Annotated in this window: 16 protein-coding genes; 6 read left to right on the forward strand and 10 right to left on the reverse strand. The window is 38.9% G+C overall.

Annotation, left to right across the window (positions count from 1 at the left end; all coding sequences use genetic code 11):
- Window positions 1-76: 76 nt before the first annotated feature.
- Window positions 77-502: a DUF4339 domain-containing protein gene (locus tag AB7E63_RS11200; protein ID WP_006340141.1), complete on the forward strand. Its 426-nt coding sequence runs from the start codon at window positions 77-79 to the stop codon at window positions 500-502.
- 58 nt (window positions 503-560) lie between these two features.
- Here the strand turns inward: AB7E63_RS11200 and rpsN are convergent, their stop codons facing one another.
- The 4 genes from rpsN to AB7E63_RS11220 all read right to left on the reverse strand — a co-directional run bounded on the left by rpsN (window position 561) and on the right by AB7E63_RS11220 (window position 4,998).
- Window positions 561-866, reverse strand: coding sequence for a 30S ribosomal protein S14 (rpsN, locus tag AB7E63_RS11205; protein ID WP_006340142.1), 306 nt, complete (start codon window positions 864-866; stop codon window positions 561-563).
- A 12-nt stretch (window positions 867-878) separates the two neighbouring features.
- On the reverse strand, window positions 879-1,016 hold the full coding sequence (gene rpmJ / locus AB7E63_RS11210; RefSeq protein ID WP_006340143.1) for a 50S ribosomal protein L36: 138 nt from the start codon (window positions 1,014-1,016) through the stop codon (window positions 879-881).
- A 233-nt stretch (window positions 1,017-1,249) separates the two neighbouring features.
- Window positions 1,250-3,130, reverse strand: a complete 1,881-nt coding sequence (locus AB7E63_RS11215) for a hypothetical protein (RefSeq protein ID WP_428419524.1) — start codon at window positions 3,128-3,130, stop codon at window positions 1,250-1,252.
- A 170-nt stretch (window positions 3,131-3,300) separates the two neighbouring features.
- On the reverse strand, window positions 3,301-4,998 hold the full coding sequence (locus tag AB7E63_RS11220; RefSeq protein ID WP_428419526.1) for an RAP domain-containing protein: 1,698 nt from the start codon (window positions 4,996-4,998) through the stop codon (window positions 3,301-3,303).
- Window positions 4,999-5,239: 241 nt separating this feature from the next.
- Here AB7E63_RS11220 and rpmH point away from each other — a divergent pair, with 241 nt between their 5' ends.
- From rpmH to AB7E63_RS11235, 3 genes are read left to right on the forward strand one after another with little or no spacing between them, the layout of a single operon-like run.
- Window positions 5,240-5,377: a 50S ribosomal protein L34 gene (rpmH, locus tag AB7E63_RS11225; RefSeq protein ID WP_079891761.1), complete on the forward strand. Its 138-nt coding sequence runs from the start codon at window positions 5,240-5,242 to the stop codon at window positions 5,375-5,377.
- A gap of 6 nt (window positions 5,378-5,383) precedes the next feature.
- Window positions 5,384-5,743, forward strand: coding sequence for a ribonuclease P protein component (gene rnpA, locus AB7E63_RS11230; protein WP_226987403.1), 360 nt, complete (start codon window positions 5,384-5,386; stop codon window positions 5,741-5,743).
- A 52-nt stretch (window positions 5,744-5,795) separates the two neighbouring features.
- A complete protein-coding gene (locus AB7E63_RS11235) occupies window positions 5,796-7,829 on the forward strand; it encodes an ATP-dependent helicase (protein WP_006340148.1) in 2,034 nt (677 codons plus the stop codon).
- A 36-nt stretch (window positions 7,830-7,865) separates the two neighbouring features.
- On the opposite strand, the gene AB7E63_RS11240 is transcribed toward AB7E63_RS11235, so the two are convergent.
- Window positions 7,866-8,387, reverse strand: coding sequence for a thioredoxin family protein (locus AB7E63_RS11240; RefSeq protein ID WP_100067475.1), 522 nt, complete (start codon window positions 8,385-8,387; stop codon window positions 7,866-7,868).
- A 139-nt stretch (window positions 8,388-8,526) separates the two neighbouring features.
- On the opposite strand from AB7E63_RS11240, the gene AB7E63_RS11245 reads away from it, so the two are divergent.
- Complete coding sequence (locus AB7E63_RS11245) at window positions 8,527-9,006, forward strand: DTW domain-containing protein (protein WP_006340150.1); 480 nt, start codon at window positions 8,527-8,529, stop codon at window positions 9,004-9,006.
- A gap of 88 nt (window positions 9,007-9,094) precedes the next feature.
- Window positions 9,095-10,438, forward strand: coding sequence for an amino acid carrier protein (locus AB7E63_RS11250; protein ID WP_036745864.1), 1,344 nt, complete (start codon window positions 9,095-9,097; stop codon window positions 10,436-10,438).
- 1 nt (window position 10,439) lies between these two features.
- On the opposite strand, the gene AB7E63_RS11255 is transcribed toward AB7E63_RS11250, so the two are convergent.
- The 5 genes from AB7E63_RS11255 to AB7E63_RS11275 form a co-directional block, all read right to left on the reverse strand.
- A complete protein-coding gene (locus AB7E63_RS11255; RefSeq protein WP_006340152.1) occupies window positions 10,440-11,399 on the reverse strand; it encodes an adenosine kinase in 960 nt (319 codons plus the stop codon).
- A gap of 7 nt (window positions 11,400-11,406) precedes the next feature.
- On the reverse strand, window positions 11,407-12,018 hold the full coding sequence (gene pgsA / locus AB7E63_RS11260) for a CDP-diacylglycerol--glycerol-3-phosphate 3-phosphatidyltransferase (RefSeq protein ID WP_006340153.1): 612 nt from the start codon (window positions 12,016-12,018) through the stop codon (window positions 11,407-11,409).
- Window positions 12,019-12,853: 835 nt separating this feature from the next.
- On the reverse strand, window positions 12,854-14,350 hold the full coding sequence (locus AB7E63_RS11265) for a glycogen synthase (protein ID WP_006340155.1): 1,497 nt from the start codon (window positions 14,348-14,350) through the stop codon (window positions 12,854-12,856).
- A 79-nt stretch (window positions 14,351-14,429) separates the two neighbouring features.
- On the reverse strand, window positions 14,430-15,569 hold the full coding sequence (locus AB7E63_RS11270) for a cysteine desulfurase family protein (protein ID WP_006340156.1): 1,140 nt from the start codon (window positions 15,567-15,569) through the stop codon (window positions 14,430-14,432).
- Window positions 15,544-16,317, reverse strand: a complete 774-nt coding sequence (locus AB7E63_RS11275; protein WP_013925248.1) for a Stp1/IreP family PP2C-type Ser/Thr phosphatase — start codon at window positions 16,315-16,317, stop codon at window positions 15,544-15,546. Before AB7E63_RS11275 ends, AB7E63_RS11270 begins: the two co-directional genes overlap by 26 nt.
- Window positions 16,318-16,512 lie beyond the last annotated feature (195 nt).

The following is a 16,512-nucleotide window of genomic DNA, read 5'->3' on the forward strand; positions in this document are numbered from 1 at the left end:
TTTCAAGGAATCGCTGTATAATAAATCTTATCAAAATGGACTGAACAAGGTTCAGTTATTATTTACAAGGTAGTTTGTGCATTTTTTTTCTTCACTTATTTTTTTAGCCTTAGTTGGAAGTCTTGCTGCTCAATATGCGCGAGTTAAAGGGCGTGATCCATTCCGGTGGTTTGTTATTGGTATGTTATTCAGTCTTCTTGGACTGCTTGTTTTATTTCTGTTACCCGATCTTTCGAAAAAAAAGCAGGCGGAACAGGAGTCGGATTCAACCTCTTCTTCAGAGGAAGAGTTGTTAGATGTGCATCCAGTGGAGTGGAGTAAGGATTGGTTTTATGTAGATGTAAACAAAAAGTCCGTGGGGCCTGTTTCGATGCCCGTATTGATCGATCTTTGGAAAGCAGAGAAGATTCGGTTGTCTACTTTAGTGTGGAGTGAGGGGATGACGGGTTGGGAAAAAATTGAGGATCTTCGGTCGCTAATGACCTGTCTTGAAAAGAATTAAACGGATAAAGATCAAAAAAAAGCTTAGCGCTTAGTCTAAGCTTTTTTGAATTTTCTAATTACCAGCTGGACTTAGTAACCCCAGGAAGTAATCCGGCAAGAGCCATTTCTCGAAAAGTTAGACGAGACAATTTGAACTTACGAAGATATCCTCTTGCGCGCCCTGTGAGTTGGCAACGATTTCTAAGGCGAATAGGGGAGGAATCTCTAGGCATTTTGTTAAGAGCCGTACGTGCTTCTTCTCGCTCTTCTTCGCTGAGATTCATATTGTAGACTTTATTCTTGAGCTCTTGTCTTTTGTCCCACTTGAGCTTGACAATGCGCTCGCGGCGTTTTTGCTTTTCGACAGATGACTTCTTGGCCATAATTTTCCTTTCTTATTTTTTACGTGCAGGACCTTTTTGTCTCTGCTTGCGATTGGGATCTTTTTTGTTAAGTACGTAGAGACGTCCATTTCGGCGGACCAGAATGTCTCCCTTGGATTTATCGGCTTTAATCGATGCCTTTACTTTCATGACAATACCCTGATTTTTCTTTATGAGCTTTTTTCAATAGTTATCCGTTTTTTATAGATCAATGGAGAATTCTTTTCAATCCTTTTCTCTCTCTTTGCTTTGATAAAGATACAAAAGTTCGATAAGAACATATTTTTGAATTGGATTTATTTGAAGGCGAAATGTTTTCGACTTGAAATTCCCCATTCGTTTAAAACTTAGACTTTTGAAGTTTTGAGCCAAAGCTGAGGTTGCTACGGAAGAATTTGGTAAAGTATTTCAAATTCATTTTTAAATTCTTTTTGTAAAAAGAGAATTTGTGATTCTTCCAGCTTCAAGCGGTCTTTAATGTTTTTGCATAATTTCTCGTTCCCATTGATAAAAACTAAAATGGCTCGTAATTTTTCAATGGCGTTGTTTTTTTTAAATTTTGTGGTGTAAGTATGGATTTGTTGGGCCAGCCATTGCGGATTTTCGGATAATGTCGAAAAGAATATGTTGATGTCCTCTTCTGGAAAAGCAAGGTCGCAATCTTCTAACGGCGTGTTAGGTTTTGGTAGGTAGGGTTCTAGTAAGGCCGTCTCTCTTTTCCTTTGAAGGGCAAAATAATAAATCATTAATTCTTCATGTTCCACTAATTGATAGAGTAAGCAGTCGCTAAGTGGGACCCCTGCTTTCCTAAGTTGGTGGGCGGAATCCATGAAGTCTTTTGGGAGTCTATCGATGAGCATTTCCAGTCCGCCTTCAGTAAATTCTTGAATATCAATAGACTTACGAAAGGCTTGTAGCGCTTCTCGGCCTTCTTTTTCGAGCTTTTCCCATGCATCCGTTTTCATAAACTTCTTTTCTTGTTCAAATGCATCATGCACTTGCTGAAGTGTCATTGAGTCATCTTCGGATGAAGGGCCTTTGTCTTTGCCTTTATCGTTGGGTATTTGATTTTTGAATGCTAATAAATAGGCTCCAATTAAGGCTCTATTTTGTTCCAGGAGCATTGATTCGGATTTGGAGAATTGAATGATAATTTTTTTTAAGGGGGGGATAAGCTTAACTAATTGGATCATGGTAAACGGATCATTTATTTTGAGGGCTTCGTAAAATTTATGGTAAGCATTGAGGTGTTGCCAGCGTATTTCTTGAAGGTCTCTAGGAGGAAGCTCAATTTCATCAGTTGCAAACAGTTGTTTAATTTTAAGGATTTTGTTTGTTTGGTTTAGCTCTTGTTTTAATTCCTTGTCTATCCCGTTTTCTGAGAAATCATTATAACATTGGATTAAATGATTGATCGTTGGTTGATTTTGATAAATCCACTCCGTAGGAGTTGAGAAATCGATACAGGCTCTTCCCAATTCTAAAAGGGTGTCTGGTTCAGAAGATAGGTAAGTTTTTAATTGATCGAAATCGTGTAAACCAGTTATGTGCTCCCAAGTCGCTATGGGGAAGGCGTGGGGAGGTGGTGAGATGTTAGTTTTTGGAAACCAATGTGACGGAAGTTTAAGGAGCGTGTAGTGAAAATCTTCTGAATATGTGATGCTTGCTTCTTTTGTTAGAGACTGAAACTCTTTAGACGATCCAAAAATACGGATAATCGTGTTTTTTTGGACCAGAAGTAAGCAAGGGTCTTCGCTAAATTTTTTAGAATTTATCACATCTTTTACGCTAGGATGACTGCGAAAAATTTGTCGCAAGTGATTAAGCGTTTTAATGTCTTGATTCAGGTGTGCTTGTTCAACCAACGTGATGAATGAATGAAGGCATTCCTGTTTTTTTCTCGTTAGAATTTCACAAAATTTTTTTTGGGGGGCTTTTATTAATTCGAAAAGTTCCTCGATACGTCGGATTCTTTTTTTTTGGGTGAGAGATTCGTGTGTGACAATATTTGAAGAAAAATCGGAGGTAGAAATCAAATTGACATGAAGGCGATTAAAGTAACTGGAATTCTTTTGAAACCATTCGGGGCTATTAAAAGAAGCTAAAATGCCCCAGAAAAGAAACTTGAATTGCTGGTCGGGATTGTCATTAAAAATGGATTTAAGCTCCTCCTCTGGATTTGGGCTTTTCTTCAAAGCGTGAAGAGTTTCTGATGCGGGAAAATCTGGAGGTAGTGGAAATAATGAAGAAACGTTTGAATTCATGGCAAGCTTCCCAACAAATATGTGATTTTTTTTGATGATCTATATTTATGGGAAAGTAATGGAGGAGGTGAAAAAACTGCAATTTATTTTAAATGATGATATCGAGAAATTAGGCTATTTAGGAGAGAAAATAGTCCTGGACTCTTGGTTGGGCCCAGGACTTCCTCAGATTAATTTTCGTGACTATTTAAGAGTTTATTGAGGAATTGTATGCGCAAATTCTTTAGTTCATTTTTGTTATATTGTGTGGGCATCTTTTGTAAAGAGGTTGATTCGTTGTGAAATATATGTTCATACCCGGGCCATTCCTTGGAAATGCGAATCACTTGCCATCCCAATAATTTTAACACGAATTCTTTTACAGCATTTTTCTGCAAATAATTGCCAAATTGATCGAAATGAGCCGGTCCATCTACCTCAATGACAAGTTTGCGTGCAGGATAAGCAATGTCGACAAAATACGTTTCGATTTGAAATTCCTTTTCCGATTTTCCTAAAATATTCTCAATGCATTTTGCGACGCTTAAGTGAAAATCTGAACTAATGGGTTTTTTATCTTTTAATCCTTTAAGATGGATGTCGATGCGTTCTTGCAATGGAATAGGCATTGCCTTTTCCTGTTTCGATTTTAGTGTATAGATTAGGTGTATGGTGTGTATTTGCGATAGTTGATGAGCCTCCCACCTGGATGGATCGATTTGAAAGATGACATCCAGCATATTTAAAATGAATGTTGTATAGTCTTCTGATTGGCAATATCCCATGAGCATCGCATGGGTTAGCTCCGAAAGATTGGAAGGAGTAAACTGATGGGGATTATTCACTACTTTATCTTCGATCTTTTTAAGGAGCTTCCAAAGCAATTCCTTGTCAATAAAATTTAAGCTGATAAAGATCTTGGTAATATTGATAAGACCGTCATTTGTTAAGTCATTTATTTTTGGCTCTAGATGTTTGCATAGTTCTCGTAATAAATCTTCATGGATGTAATTTAAGAAGTGATATGACCAAGCAATTCGGACGATTTCATCGGCATTTAATGAAGTCGCATTTTTTAAAAAGACCTCTTTTAGTTGTTCAAGAGTTTCCCAATTTGAATCTCTAACAAAGCAGGGATCTTTTTTATTTTGGCGTGCGTCATAGGCATAGGCCCACAGAACATGGATCGCATCGCTTACGGTAAGATCATTGACCTTATTTTTAATTCGATAGCTAATTCGCGAAAGTTGCTCGTTTTTGCAATAACTGGCCTGCACTAGGGCTTTAAACGTAATGGCTAGCTCTTGCGCATTAAAAAGGTGGATTTTTTCAAACGCCAAAACTGTCAAGCGGAGAAAAATAAGTTTTGGAAGGGGGGTTATTTTTCGAAAAGAAAAAAGGGTCCAGGCGATATCTTCCGGGTCCAATCTGGAAGCGCACGACGATATTTTTCTGCTTAAGAATCGAAAAAGATTTATTTCATGATATTCGATGTCATCAAAAACACGCACAATACTAACAAGGTCTTTAGGTTCAAATCGTTCTAAGTTTTGCTTAGCGACAAAACATAGTGTTTCCTTGAGTAATTTTTGTTGATCAGAAAAAGTGCCGCCTAAAGTTCTGAGGAAAATCCACGTTATTTTAGCTGTTGTTTTGGGGGTGGGGTCGTGTGGGTCATCTAAATTATTCGCATTAATCGGATCAGTAGATAATAAGCGCCACTCCAGCTGTGTGATTGTTTGGGCGAGTTCGACGAATTCTTTGGGCTTGTAAAGGTTGATTTTTTTGAGGATGTTATCAATAAAATCAACGGGCGGTTTTTTTTCGAGGGATTTTTCTGTGACAGAGGCTTCCGGGGGTTGGGAGGGGGAAAGCGCTGGAGCGTGCATAATGATTTCCTTTTTCAGATTGTGTTTAGAAAATTCGTGTTATCTTATTAAAAAAGCGTTTTTACTGATACAACAGAAAAAAGAGTTTTGCTTTTGATAAAAATGCAGGCAAAGTTTGAGTGTCATTAAGAGTTTAAGCTTGCAATTATTCAAGGTGTTCGCTATCCTTTTGCCGTTAGAGTATAATCACTTCTGAACGAAGAAAACCTATATTTTTTAATGCCAGTATAAGGAAAAAATCGTGAAACGTACGTATCAACCCAGCAAACGTCGTAGAAAATCAGAGCATGGATTTCGTAAAAGAATGAAAACTGCCGATGGACGTAAAATTATCAATCGCAGACGCCGCCATGGACGTAAGCAATTAACTAGAGCGTAATAAAGGGTGATCTCTTGCTCTTTTCCAAAAGCATTAAAAATCCGCACCCGAAAACAGTATCAACGGTTATCTCATAAGGGTAGTCGATGCTTCGGGTGTTATGTGATGATTGAATTTTGTAAGCGCACACATGCGCAAACAAGGCTTGGGATAACCGTATCTAAAAAATACGGGAAGGCACATGATCGCAATCGCTTTAAAAGAACTGTGCGTGAAGCATTTAGAACTTGTCATCATTTGCTTCCCCCTCACTTAGATTTAAATGTGAAACCTCGTGGGTTTCACAAAAATCTAAAAACTCAAGATGTGCAAAAGGAAATGTTACTTTTGCTTCAGCCCTCAGATAATCAAGTCGCTTTACTTTGATCCTTGAAAAAAATACACTCTATTTTTTCACAAAATCAAAGATGGAATCATCATGAAAAATGATTTTAAAGAAGAACTAGATGCCTTAAATCCCTCGCAAAGAGCTGCAGTTACGACAACAGATGGTCGCGTATTGATTTTAGCTGGTGCAGGCAGTGGCAAAACCAAGGTTTTGACTGTGCGCATGGCTTATTTAATGTCGATAAAAGGGGCTTCTCCAAAATCGATTTTGGGACTCACATTCACCAACAAAGCGGCTGCGGAAATGCGTCATCGCATTGGAGCATTTGCTGCTCCCCACATTGCCAAGCAAATTTCTTTGTGCACATTTCATAGTTTTTGTATGCAAATACTGCGGGCTGAAATTCATAAGCTTGGTTATACACCTCAATTTAGTTTGTATGACGAAAAAGATGTGCAACGCCTGATCGGATTGATTGCACGTGATGTGCTCGAACATGAAGCGGAATTACCTTCCTTGGCCAGTACAACGGCCGTGATTAATCAAGCACAAAACAAAGGTTTGGCGAGTGAGGAAATCTGTGATACAGGTTCGGAATGGCATGACGAATTTGCAAGAACCATTTATCAACGGCTCCAGGCTAGTTTGCGTGCCTATAATGCTGTCGATTTTAATAACTTATTGGGTTTAACAGTTCAGCTTTTCGAAAATTTTCCCGATGTCTTAGAAAAATACCAGGAACGGTATCGGTACATCATGATCGATGAGTATCAAGATACCAATCCTGTCCAATACAAATTGGCTTCTTTACTTTCTCGAAAATATCAAAATTTATGTGTTGTTGGAGATGATGACCAATCTATCTATGGCTGGCGGGGTGCGGAAGTTAAGAATATTTTAGATTTTTCAGATGCGACAACCATTAAACTTGAACAAAACTATCGATCGACAAACAATATTTTAAAAGCGGCAAATGGAGTGATTAGTCACAATCAAACCCGTTATCAAAAAGTTTTATGGAGCAATCGAGGAGAAGGGGATCTGATAGAAGTATTTCATGCGCCCTCGGATAAAGAAGAGGCTGAGGCTGTTGTTTATCGCATTGCTCATATGCGAGAAAAATATCAATTAAAATGGCGAGATATTGCCATTCTTTATCGTTCAAATGCTTTATCACGTCTTTTTGAGCTCGCTTTAATGAATTATGCCTGGAAGGATGGGGATCAATGGATTAAAGGGATTCCTTACGAGATTTTTGGCGGCACAGAGTTTTACGAAAGACGTGAAGTGCGCGATCTTTTTGCTTATTTAAGAGTCATCGCAAATCCGTTAGATCAAGAAGCTCTTTTACGCATTATCAATCAGCCAAGGCGTGGGATTGGAGAGGCCTCTCTAGATGCTGCAACAGCTTATAACCGTTCACATCAACTCCCTTTATGGAATGTTTTAAAATCTTTAGCCAATCGAGAACCGGCGGTTCAAGAGGTGTCTTCTCATTGGAGCCAAAAGGCATTGGATTCTCTTCAGGGATTTATAGGGATTTTGGAAAATTCCAAACAACGCTTTGAGCAAGATTTTTCGTATGCTTTGACTGAGTTAATTGAAGCAGTTAATTATAAAAAAGCAATCAATGACGAAGTTAAAAGTGCACAAATGCGTGATTTTAAATGGGAAAATGTGCAGGAATTTGTTTCTTCTCTTGTTGAATTTAATGAATCTTTTTTAAAAGAATTTAATAAGACTCCCACACTTCATGATTTTATTACTTCAACTCCTTTGCAACAAGATTGGAATCAAAGTCAAAAAAATACGCAACAAAAAGATCAAGTGAATTTAATGACCTTTCATAGTTCTAAAGGGCTCGAATTTAAAGCTTGCTTTCTTGTGGGAATAGAAGATCATATTATCCCGCATGAGAAAAGCTTGAAGGAAGTTGGAGTAGAGGAGGAAAGGCGTTTAATGTATGTCGGCATTACACGTGCAAGACAGTTTTTAACGATCAGCATGGCAAGAAAAAGGAAGCGGATGGGAAAAGAGTATGCCTCTAAACCATCTCGTTTTTTGCATGAAATTCCCAAAGAGTTACTGAACATCACTAAATGGGATCAATCTCTTGAAATTTAGGGATTGGATGTATCTTTTCATCCAATCCCTCTTTAACTAAGCTGCTTTTGAAAGTTTTTGGCTTTCAGCAGTATTCATTTTTTGTAAATAAGCGGAATGATTATTCAGCAATTTTTGAATATGGTCAGCATAGCTTTTACCGCCACCTGTTTTATAGCCTGTTACCCCAATTTGGCCACCTTTAGAATCTAAAAGAATCACAGTTGGAAAGCCTTGGATATTGAATTTGCGTTTTAAAGCTTCGTTTTGTTCTTTGATTTGTGGGGGAACGGATGCTTTTGGGGGATAATCAAGTTTAACGAAAATTAAACGATTCGCTAAATCTTGCGAAAATTCTGGGGTAGCAAACACTTCGTTTTCTAATTTAATGCAATACGTACACCAATCTGATCCTGTGAATAGCAAAAATATTGGCTTACCAGTAGATGCGGATAATTTAGCTGCATCTGCATAATTTTCATGCCAATGGATTTGAGAAGTTGCTGTAGCGGCTTGTGCCGAGCTTAGCCAGCAGAAAGCGAGAGCTGTTAACAATATAAAAGATAATTGTTTCATCATTTCAACCCCTTGCAATTTTAGAACAGATGCCTTTATCTATTTGAAATAAAAGCTCCTACATGTTTAAATAAATGTTTCGTTGCACAAAAAATGTGCATAAATTGTACTTCAACGTCATATTAACCGAATTATTTAAACCATGCAATTCTTTCCTCCAACTCTAGTTATCCGCCATCGGAAGGAAAACCTGAAGAAGTGCAGCCTGCGTGGTTTAGAGAATAGACCCGATTTTTCATTTTTATCTTATCCAATTGAAGAACTGCCTTCTTTGGATTCTTATGTTTTATTGACAATTGATGCTCCTCCATTAGACTCTTCAGATGCCCAAAATGGCCTGCTCGTTTTAGATGCGACATGGCGTTATGCGGAGAAAATGTTTGATTGGGTGCAACAAAAAGCTTCAATTAAGCTACGCAGTATCCCCCCCCAATGCCGTACGGCCTATCCTCGTTGTCAAACAGCCTGTCCATTTCCGGAACAAGGCTTGGCTTCGATCGAAGCGATTTATATCGCCTACACAATTTTAAAGAGAGATCCTTCTCAACTTTTAGATCAATACTATTGGAAAGAAGAATTTATAAGGAAAAATAAGTCCTTTTTAGATTCTTTACGCCTCTGAGCGTTATATATAAATTTATTGACTTTTACTCTAATTTTTATTATTATATTTTGTAAAAAAACGGAATGTTAAGGATCTTATGGAATTCATGGCACCCATCTTAAAATTTTTGGTGAGTACGGAAGACTTTCTATGGAGCTACATCTCAGCCCCACTAGTTTTGCTGCTAGGCTTTTTTCTGACATTCCAGTCAAATTTTGTTCAGATAAGAAAATTCCCTTCAGCGATTTATACTTTAGTTAGTTTTTTAAAGGATACCAGTTCTCATGAAAACGGCGGCGTTCATCCAGTAAAAGTATTTTTTGCTTGTGTGGGTGGATGTGTTGGCATTGGAAACATTGTTTCCATTTGCACGGCTGTGCAAATTGGTGGACCAGGAGCCATTTTTTGGATCTGGTTAACTGCGATTGGGGGAATGGTCATCAAGTATGCCGAGGTTTACCTGGGTTTACGCTATCGGATTGCTAATGCTAATGGGAGCTTCGATGGGGGGCCCATGTATTTTTTAACGCGCGCTTTTAAACAAAAGTGGATTCCTACATTTGTAGCTTTTTTACTCTGCCTTTATTGTGTAGAGATTTGGCAATTTAAAGTGATTACGACAAGTGTCTCCTCTAATTTTCCGATTAGTGAACCTGTGGTTGTCTTTATCCTAATCACTCTCATTGTTTTTGCGACAAGTGGGGGAGTTGGAAGAGTGGGTAATATTTCGAGCGCCGTGATTCCCATTTTTATTGTGCTTTATGTCACTATGGGATGCTGGATTTTAATGCAAAATCTATCTGTTCTTCCAGCTCTCTTTCATGAAGTGATTACATCTGCTTTCTCTGGTCATGCTGCTACTGGTGGGTTTATTGGAAGCACGATGATGTTGACCGCTTCGCAAGGAATTAGAAGAGGATGCTATACAGGAGATGTGGGAATAGGCTACGCGTCCGTTATTCATAGCGAGACATCTGTTAAGATACCAGAAAAACAAGCTTGTTTAGTTTTTATGGATATTTTTTTAGATTCTTTTGTGGTTTGCACGACAACGATTCTCCTAACACTGATTACCGGTGTATGGAATCAGCCCCTTGATTGCTCTCTTTTGGTTCAACGGGCTTTGGAAGGGTACTTTCCTTTCATGAACTTTTTCATGCCTTTCTTTTTGTTCTTACTTGGCTATTCCACGATCAATGCGTTTTTCTGTGTGGGGCTTAAGTGCGCTCAGTTTTTACATCCGACGAAAGGGCGCCCGCTTTTTTATGTATATGCCGTAAGTGCTCTCATTCTTTTTGCGTTGGTAGATTCCACAGCAGCTCAAAGTGTGATGACGATTATGGGGGGAATCCTCTTGGTGATAAACGTGATTGGAATTTTCAAGCTGCGCAAAGAAATTTCATTTGAGATCGATTCAATCAAAGAAGAATGTGAGTTGTCGCTCGTTTAGTTTAAAGGCTGTTAATTTTAATTTGGTGCCAGCTTTCAGAAGAAAGCTCGGCCCCCAAAATTTGAACTACAGCCTTTCCTGCATTCATTCCTAAAAGAGCAGATTCTTTTAGTGAGTGTCCGGATAAGTATCCATATAAAAAACCACTTGTAAATGCATCTCCCGCCCCAGTTGAATCCAAAGGGATAATGGGAATATGGGAGGCAAAGGTTTCAAATTGACGCTGACCGATCCAGCAACCTTCAGGACTATGAATCACAACCGTTTCGCAAAGATCTTTCAAAATGTTGCATCCTTTCTTTGGAGGAAGATGGGTTAAGGCTATGCTTTCTTGCTCATTAGCAAAAAGAATATCCACATATCGAGGAAGCAGTTCGATGATTTTGGATTGAAAAGAGGAGGCCATTTCGACACTTGAAACATCCATCGCAACTTTTGCTCCAGCCTCTTTGGCCAGCTCCATAGCTTTTTCAATGACTCCTGGATAAAGGAAGTTGTATCCTTCTAAGTAGACAAGTTTTACCCCTTCAAAATAGCAAGGTTTTAACTCATCGGGAGTAAATGTGGTCATTGGTCCCACATAGGTGCGAAAAGTTCTTTCTCCGTCGGGAGTGATTAAGCAAGCGGCCATTCCTGTTGGTTGCTCACTTATAGAAAAAAAAGTTTGAATGCCGATATCAGAAAGCACTTCTATGAGTTGCTGACCAATTCTATCCTTTCCTATTTTTCCCACAAGAGCGCACCTTTTCCCTAGTTGTGCCAGTCCTTTTACGGTATTGGTGGCACTCCCACCAGGTGTTTGTTGTGAAACCGGATTTTTCCCAATGATTTGCATAATCGTTTGGTAGTCGATAGTTTCCATCCCACCTTTAATCCCTGCTAATGCATGTAGATAGGCTTCATCAATCTGAATGATAAAGTCCATTAAAAGATTTCCAATGCCGAGAATCTCATATGCCATAGGCGGGTTATCCAGATTGAGTAGGATTTTGAGGGGGAATTAGCATGCGTGCGATATAGGACCAGTTTGCATAAATATAATCAAAACCAGAATAAATAGTGTACAAGGCAGCACCAATCACAATCCAAGTACTTGTAAAGTGTAAATTTTCTTGAGAAAGCAAGCCCTTTGCATGAGGAATCATTAAAAGTAGAATAAAAAAGGCCGCCATGGCTTGGATGACAGCTTTAATCTTGCCGCTTGTGCGTGCAGCTAAGGCAAATCCTTTCAAAGCGCAAATAGTGCGAAGTGTACTGACAACAGAATCTCGATAAAGAAAGACGAATAGAAGCGGAATTGGTAGGTTGACAGGGGACTCTGTGAAGGTCAGAAAAACCGTTGTGTGGGCGATGCTATCTGCCATAGGATCCAGAATCTTACCTAGTTCTGTGACTTGGTTATAGCGGCGGGCTAGATATCCATCAAAAGCATCTGAAAGTTCGGAGACAGCCCATAAGGCTAAAAGCACATAGGGAAGGCCGGTTGTTGAGATATTAAAGAAATCGGGCTTCAAATAGACTAATAAAAAAAATGGGCTGATACAAAGTCGGATAATGGTCAAAGCATTCGCAATATTCAAAGAGCACCTACTGTCTAGTTGTTTTTGCGTTTATTTGGTTGATGGAATTCTAAATGAATAGCTTTATTCTGAAAAGCAATTACCAGCAAATTGTTGTGAATCAAACTTTTTCTGTTAAATGGGGACACTGTGCAACTTGTCTAATTTTTTTTACGTTTTTTATTCTTTAAGGCAGAGGAAATGAAATCATTGATATATTGGTATATGTATAATTCGAGAAAAAAGGACCTTTTTATGAAGGTAAAACCAGTAACAAAAACGATTCCAGAGTAATTGGGCGCTGCTTTGCATGCTAAAGAGAAGCTTTAATGATGAAGCAGATAAAGACCCCGGGAAATATTGAGTTAAAGCAAATCTTTTCAGAGATTGAGGGAGAGGATTTTATTAGATTGGATGAATAGCAGGTATAAATGAAGATGATTATCCAAGAAGAGGGGACGTGGCAAGGAAATAAAAAAATGCGTCCGTGACTTGCTATTTCTAGTGACTCTGCTAAACGTTCTGAGCTAATAGTTGTAGCCCCTATTACAAGTAACGTAGAGCGTGTTTTTCCAAGAATTTAAGTAAACATTATTTTAGATGGGAAACCAGGAAAAATTTATTCCAAACGAGGTCTGTAGGTAGAATAAAAAGACCTGGAGAAAATTGGTTCGATCAGCTGAAGAAATGAAGCTTATTGACGATGCTATACGTATAAAGCAGTGGGTTGTAGGGATTTAGTCGAGAAAGAATCTTCACAGTTTTGTAAACTTCTTGATAAGAGTCTCGATAAAAATCAGCATAGGGCTTTCACTTGATACCCCACATGCTGATTCATTAAAAAGAATATGATCCTTTATTTATGCTCGAGTTGTTTGTAGATTTCCAAATAACGATCAGCAGGGTGATTCCAGCTAAAATCAATATTCATGCCATGAACCATTAGCTGTCTCCATTTTTCCGGTTCGTCGAACCAGCAATGGATGGCTCTGTGAAGAGCTGCGTGGAAGCTTTCGGATGTAGGATCTTCAAAAGTATAACCATTGGCTTCTCCAGCTTCATAGGGCGTATCGACATCAATGATTGTATCTGAAAGACCGCCCGTTTTACGCACAACGGGAATTGTGCCATATTTAAGCGCAATCATTTGGGTAAGCCCACACGGTTCGAACAATGAGGGGACAATTAAGATATCCGATCCAGCAAAAATTTCATGAGCTAACTCTTCTTGATGGTGAAGAATGAGGCTGACATCTGTATGATTCTGGTAGATTTGCTGTAAGTGATGAAAATCTTCACTAATGCTTTGAATAGGGCTAAATCCGAGCAGAACAAATTGCCCGCCTTGCTCAACGATATAGGAAATAGCCTGTTTAATCAGATCGATCCCTTTTTGAGGGACGAGGCGAGCGATACAACCAATGATCGGTTTATGTTTTTCAGATAGTTCTAAACGCTCCCTTAAAACTTTTTTAATAAACCCTTTATTATCGAGTGTATTGCGATCTTTTTTATCCTTTGGAAGCTCTCTTGCTGAATAGTGAGCAGGTAAATAGCGATCAATTTCTGGATTCCAATAAGAGTAATCGACACCATTTAAAATGCCTTTAAACTTATCTGTATTCTTGAGCAATGTGCTTTCAAGACCAAAGCCAAATTCTTTTGTAAGAACTTCTTTGGCATATGTTGGAGAGACCGTTGTGACATAATTCGAATAGGTAATCCCGCCTTTAAGAAGATTTAATGATTCGGGATAAACTTCATCTTGAAGTTTTTCAGGGGTATAATACGATTCGCCTTTTAATCCGATACGATCAAGATCAAAGGCTGAGCATCTGCCCTGATATTCGATGTTGTGAATTGTCAACATGGTTTTAGCATGATTAAATCCCAAATTTTCATAGATATCGCGTGCTAAAATAGGGATGACTGCCGTTTGCCAATCATGTAAGTGGATAATGTCGCATTGAATTTGCTTTTTAAACAAGAACTCCAAAGAAGCTCGGCAAAAATAGAGGTATCTTTCCACATCATCATCACAGCCATAAAAGCAACCGCGATTAAAAAAACGGCGAGGGTGGTGGGGGTCAATAAAGTAGACCTTTAAATTCTCAACCCAGCCCGACCAAACGGTATTGCGGTGCCATTCGTTGTGATAATAAGACATTAGATTGTCTGTATCAATTGTTAGATCTCCAATCTGATTGCTATCCATGCAATCGTATTTTGGGATAATAATATCAACATCATGACCTTTCCAAGATAGTTCACGAGAGAGTCCGAGAACAACATCTGCAAGGCCGCCGACTTTGGCAAGTGGTGCAAGTTCTGCTGCGATATGAATAATATGCATGGTTGCGCGACCTTTTAATTTGTGATTTAGGGTGGTATGGCTTATTAAAGATTGTACTGAATTTCTTTTCAATCCCGTTTCACGGTTTCATTAAATTGCGCAAATGAGACACAAGGCGAATAACTGTGGCAATTGTCTTGTCAACCTCTTCTGCAGTGGTAAAGCGGCTTAAAGAAAAGCGAATGGAGGAAGTTGCTTGATCCATTGAGACTCCCATGTTAAGTAAGATTCGGGAAGGTTCAAGGGCTCCAGAAGAGCATGCAGATCCATGGCTCACTGCAATTCCTTCACGATCTAGAAGTGTAATAAGCGTTTCTCCTTCAATTCCTTCAAATGATAGGTTGCTCACATTTGCAATCCGTTCGCCTTGGCCATTGATTTTGACTCCTGGAAGATTACCTAGAAGTGTTGCTTCAAAGTGATCTCTTAAAGAACGCATCCGATGTGCTGCTTCAGGAAGTTCTTGGTTCAAAAGCATGACAGCACTAGCGAGTCCTACAATACCGGCTAAATTTTCTGATCCCGCGCGTTTGCCAAATTCTTGTGGCCCTCCTGTCAGAGTAGAAATGAAAGGCGTTCCCCGCTTTAACCAAATAAAACCCACCCCTTTAGGGCCGTGAATTTTATGAGCACTAAAGCACATGGCGGATACACCCGGCAAAATAGAAATTTCTTCTTTTCCTAATTGAGCAACACTATCCAAAACAAAAGGGATTTTGGCTTCCTGTGCAATGGAAGCTATAGAGGCAACATCGAGTTTTACACCTGTTTCGCCATTGACTGCCGTTAAAACAATTAAGCGAGTGTCTGGGCGAATGGCTGCTTTTATCGCTTCAGGTTGAACAGCCCCGCGTAAGCCGGCATTTAACCATGAAACAGCTTGTCCTTTTTTTTCATATGCTTTTAGGGTGTTAAATATGCATGCATGCTCAACGTTTGATGTGATGACATGTCCGTTTTTTTGCTCTAATAGGCCTTTAATGAGCAAATTAATTCCTTCGGTTCCACCAGAGGTAAAAATAATCTCATCTGGTGGGACTTTCAAATAAGATGCGAGAGAATGTCGAGCATTCACAAGTTTTGCACGTGATGCTTGCCCAAATGAATGAATGCTGGAAGGATTTCCCACATTTTCTGAAAGACATTCTAACATGGTCTGAAGGACTTGAGGTGCAAGCGGAGTGCTTGCATTATTATCTAGATAAATTTTCTGATTCATTCTCTTTAATTACATGTAACATAACAACCGTGACATTATCATAGCCGCCCTTATTTTTAGCTGCTTTGACAAGTTTTTCGACAGCCTCTTGGGGGGATGATGCATGATTGAGAATATTCTCCATTTCCTTCTGTGAAAGTAGATCGGAAAGACCATCTGTGCACATCATGAAAATATCCCCATACATAAAGTCTGTAATGGCGATAGAGGGATCTACGATCAATTCCGTCCCAATTGCTTTAGTGATAATATTTTTATATAAAAAATTGGGCATTTGCTGCTCATGAATTTGCCCTAAATCCATCATTTCACACAAAAGGGAATGGTCTTTAGTGAGCTGTTCTAATTTTTTATCTCTTAAACGATAAATTCGGCTGTCACCTACATGACCGTAAATGACTCCTTCAGTATGAAAATAGAGGCAGCAAAGAGTCGTTCCCATGCCTTTAAGGTCGCTTGATTCACGGCTCATTTTATAAATATGTTTATTGACTTGGACGATGGCGTGTTTCAATGTCTGGTAGGATTCTTTTAGCGACGGTTTAAGCAAAGCGTTAAATTTCTTTTGAGCCAATTTGCATAAGTGATGGACCGTTTCTTTAGCAGCGACCTCTCCTGCCTGATGTCCACCCATACCATCTGCTAAAACAAAAAAACGAATCGTTGGTACTTGGTCCCAAACGTCTTCATTATTTTGTCTGACGAGACCCACATCGGAAAGACCAAATGTAATAACTTTATATGACATTAGCGGAAGAACCATAGACTAGCGTGTTGAAAAGTTTGGGTTAGGAACTGTAGTAAAACACAACATACGCTCTTCTTCGGAAGCTATTCAAGGTCGTACTCTTTTTAGCGAGTTGAGTTAGATTTAAATGAACTTTAGCATATTTTAAGATATTTTTCCATCAAACATATTTGAAAATGGCAATATTCACACACT

This window comes from Parachlamydia sp. (assembly GCF_050255895.1).
Classification (GTDB): domain Bacteria; phylum Chlamydiota; class Chlamydiia; order Chlamydiales; family Parachlamydiaceae; genus Parachlamydia; species Parachlamydia acanthamoebae.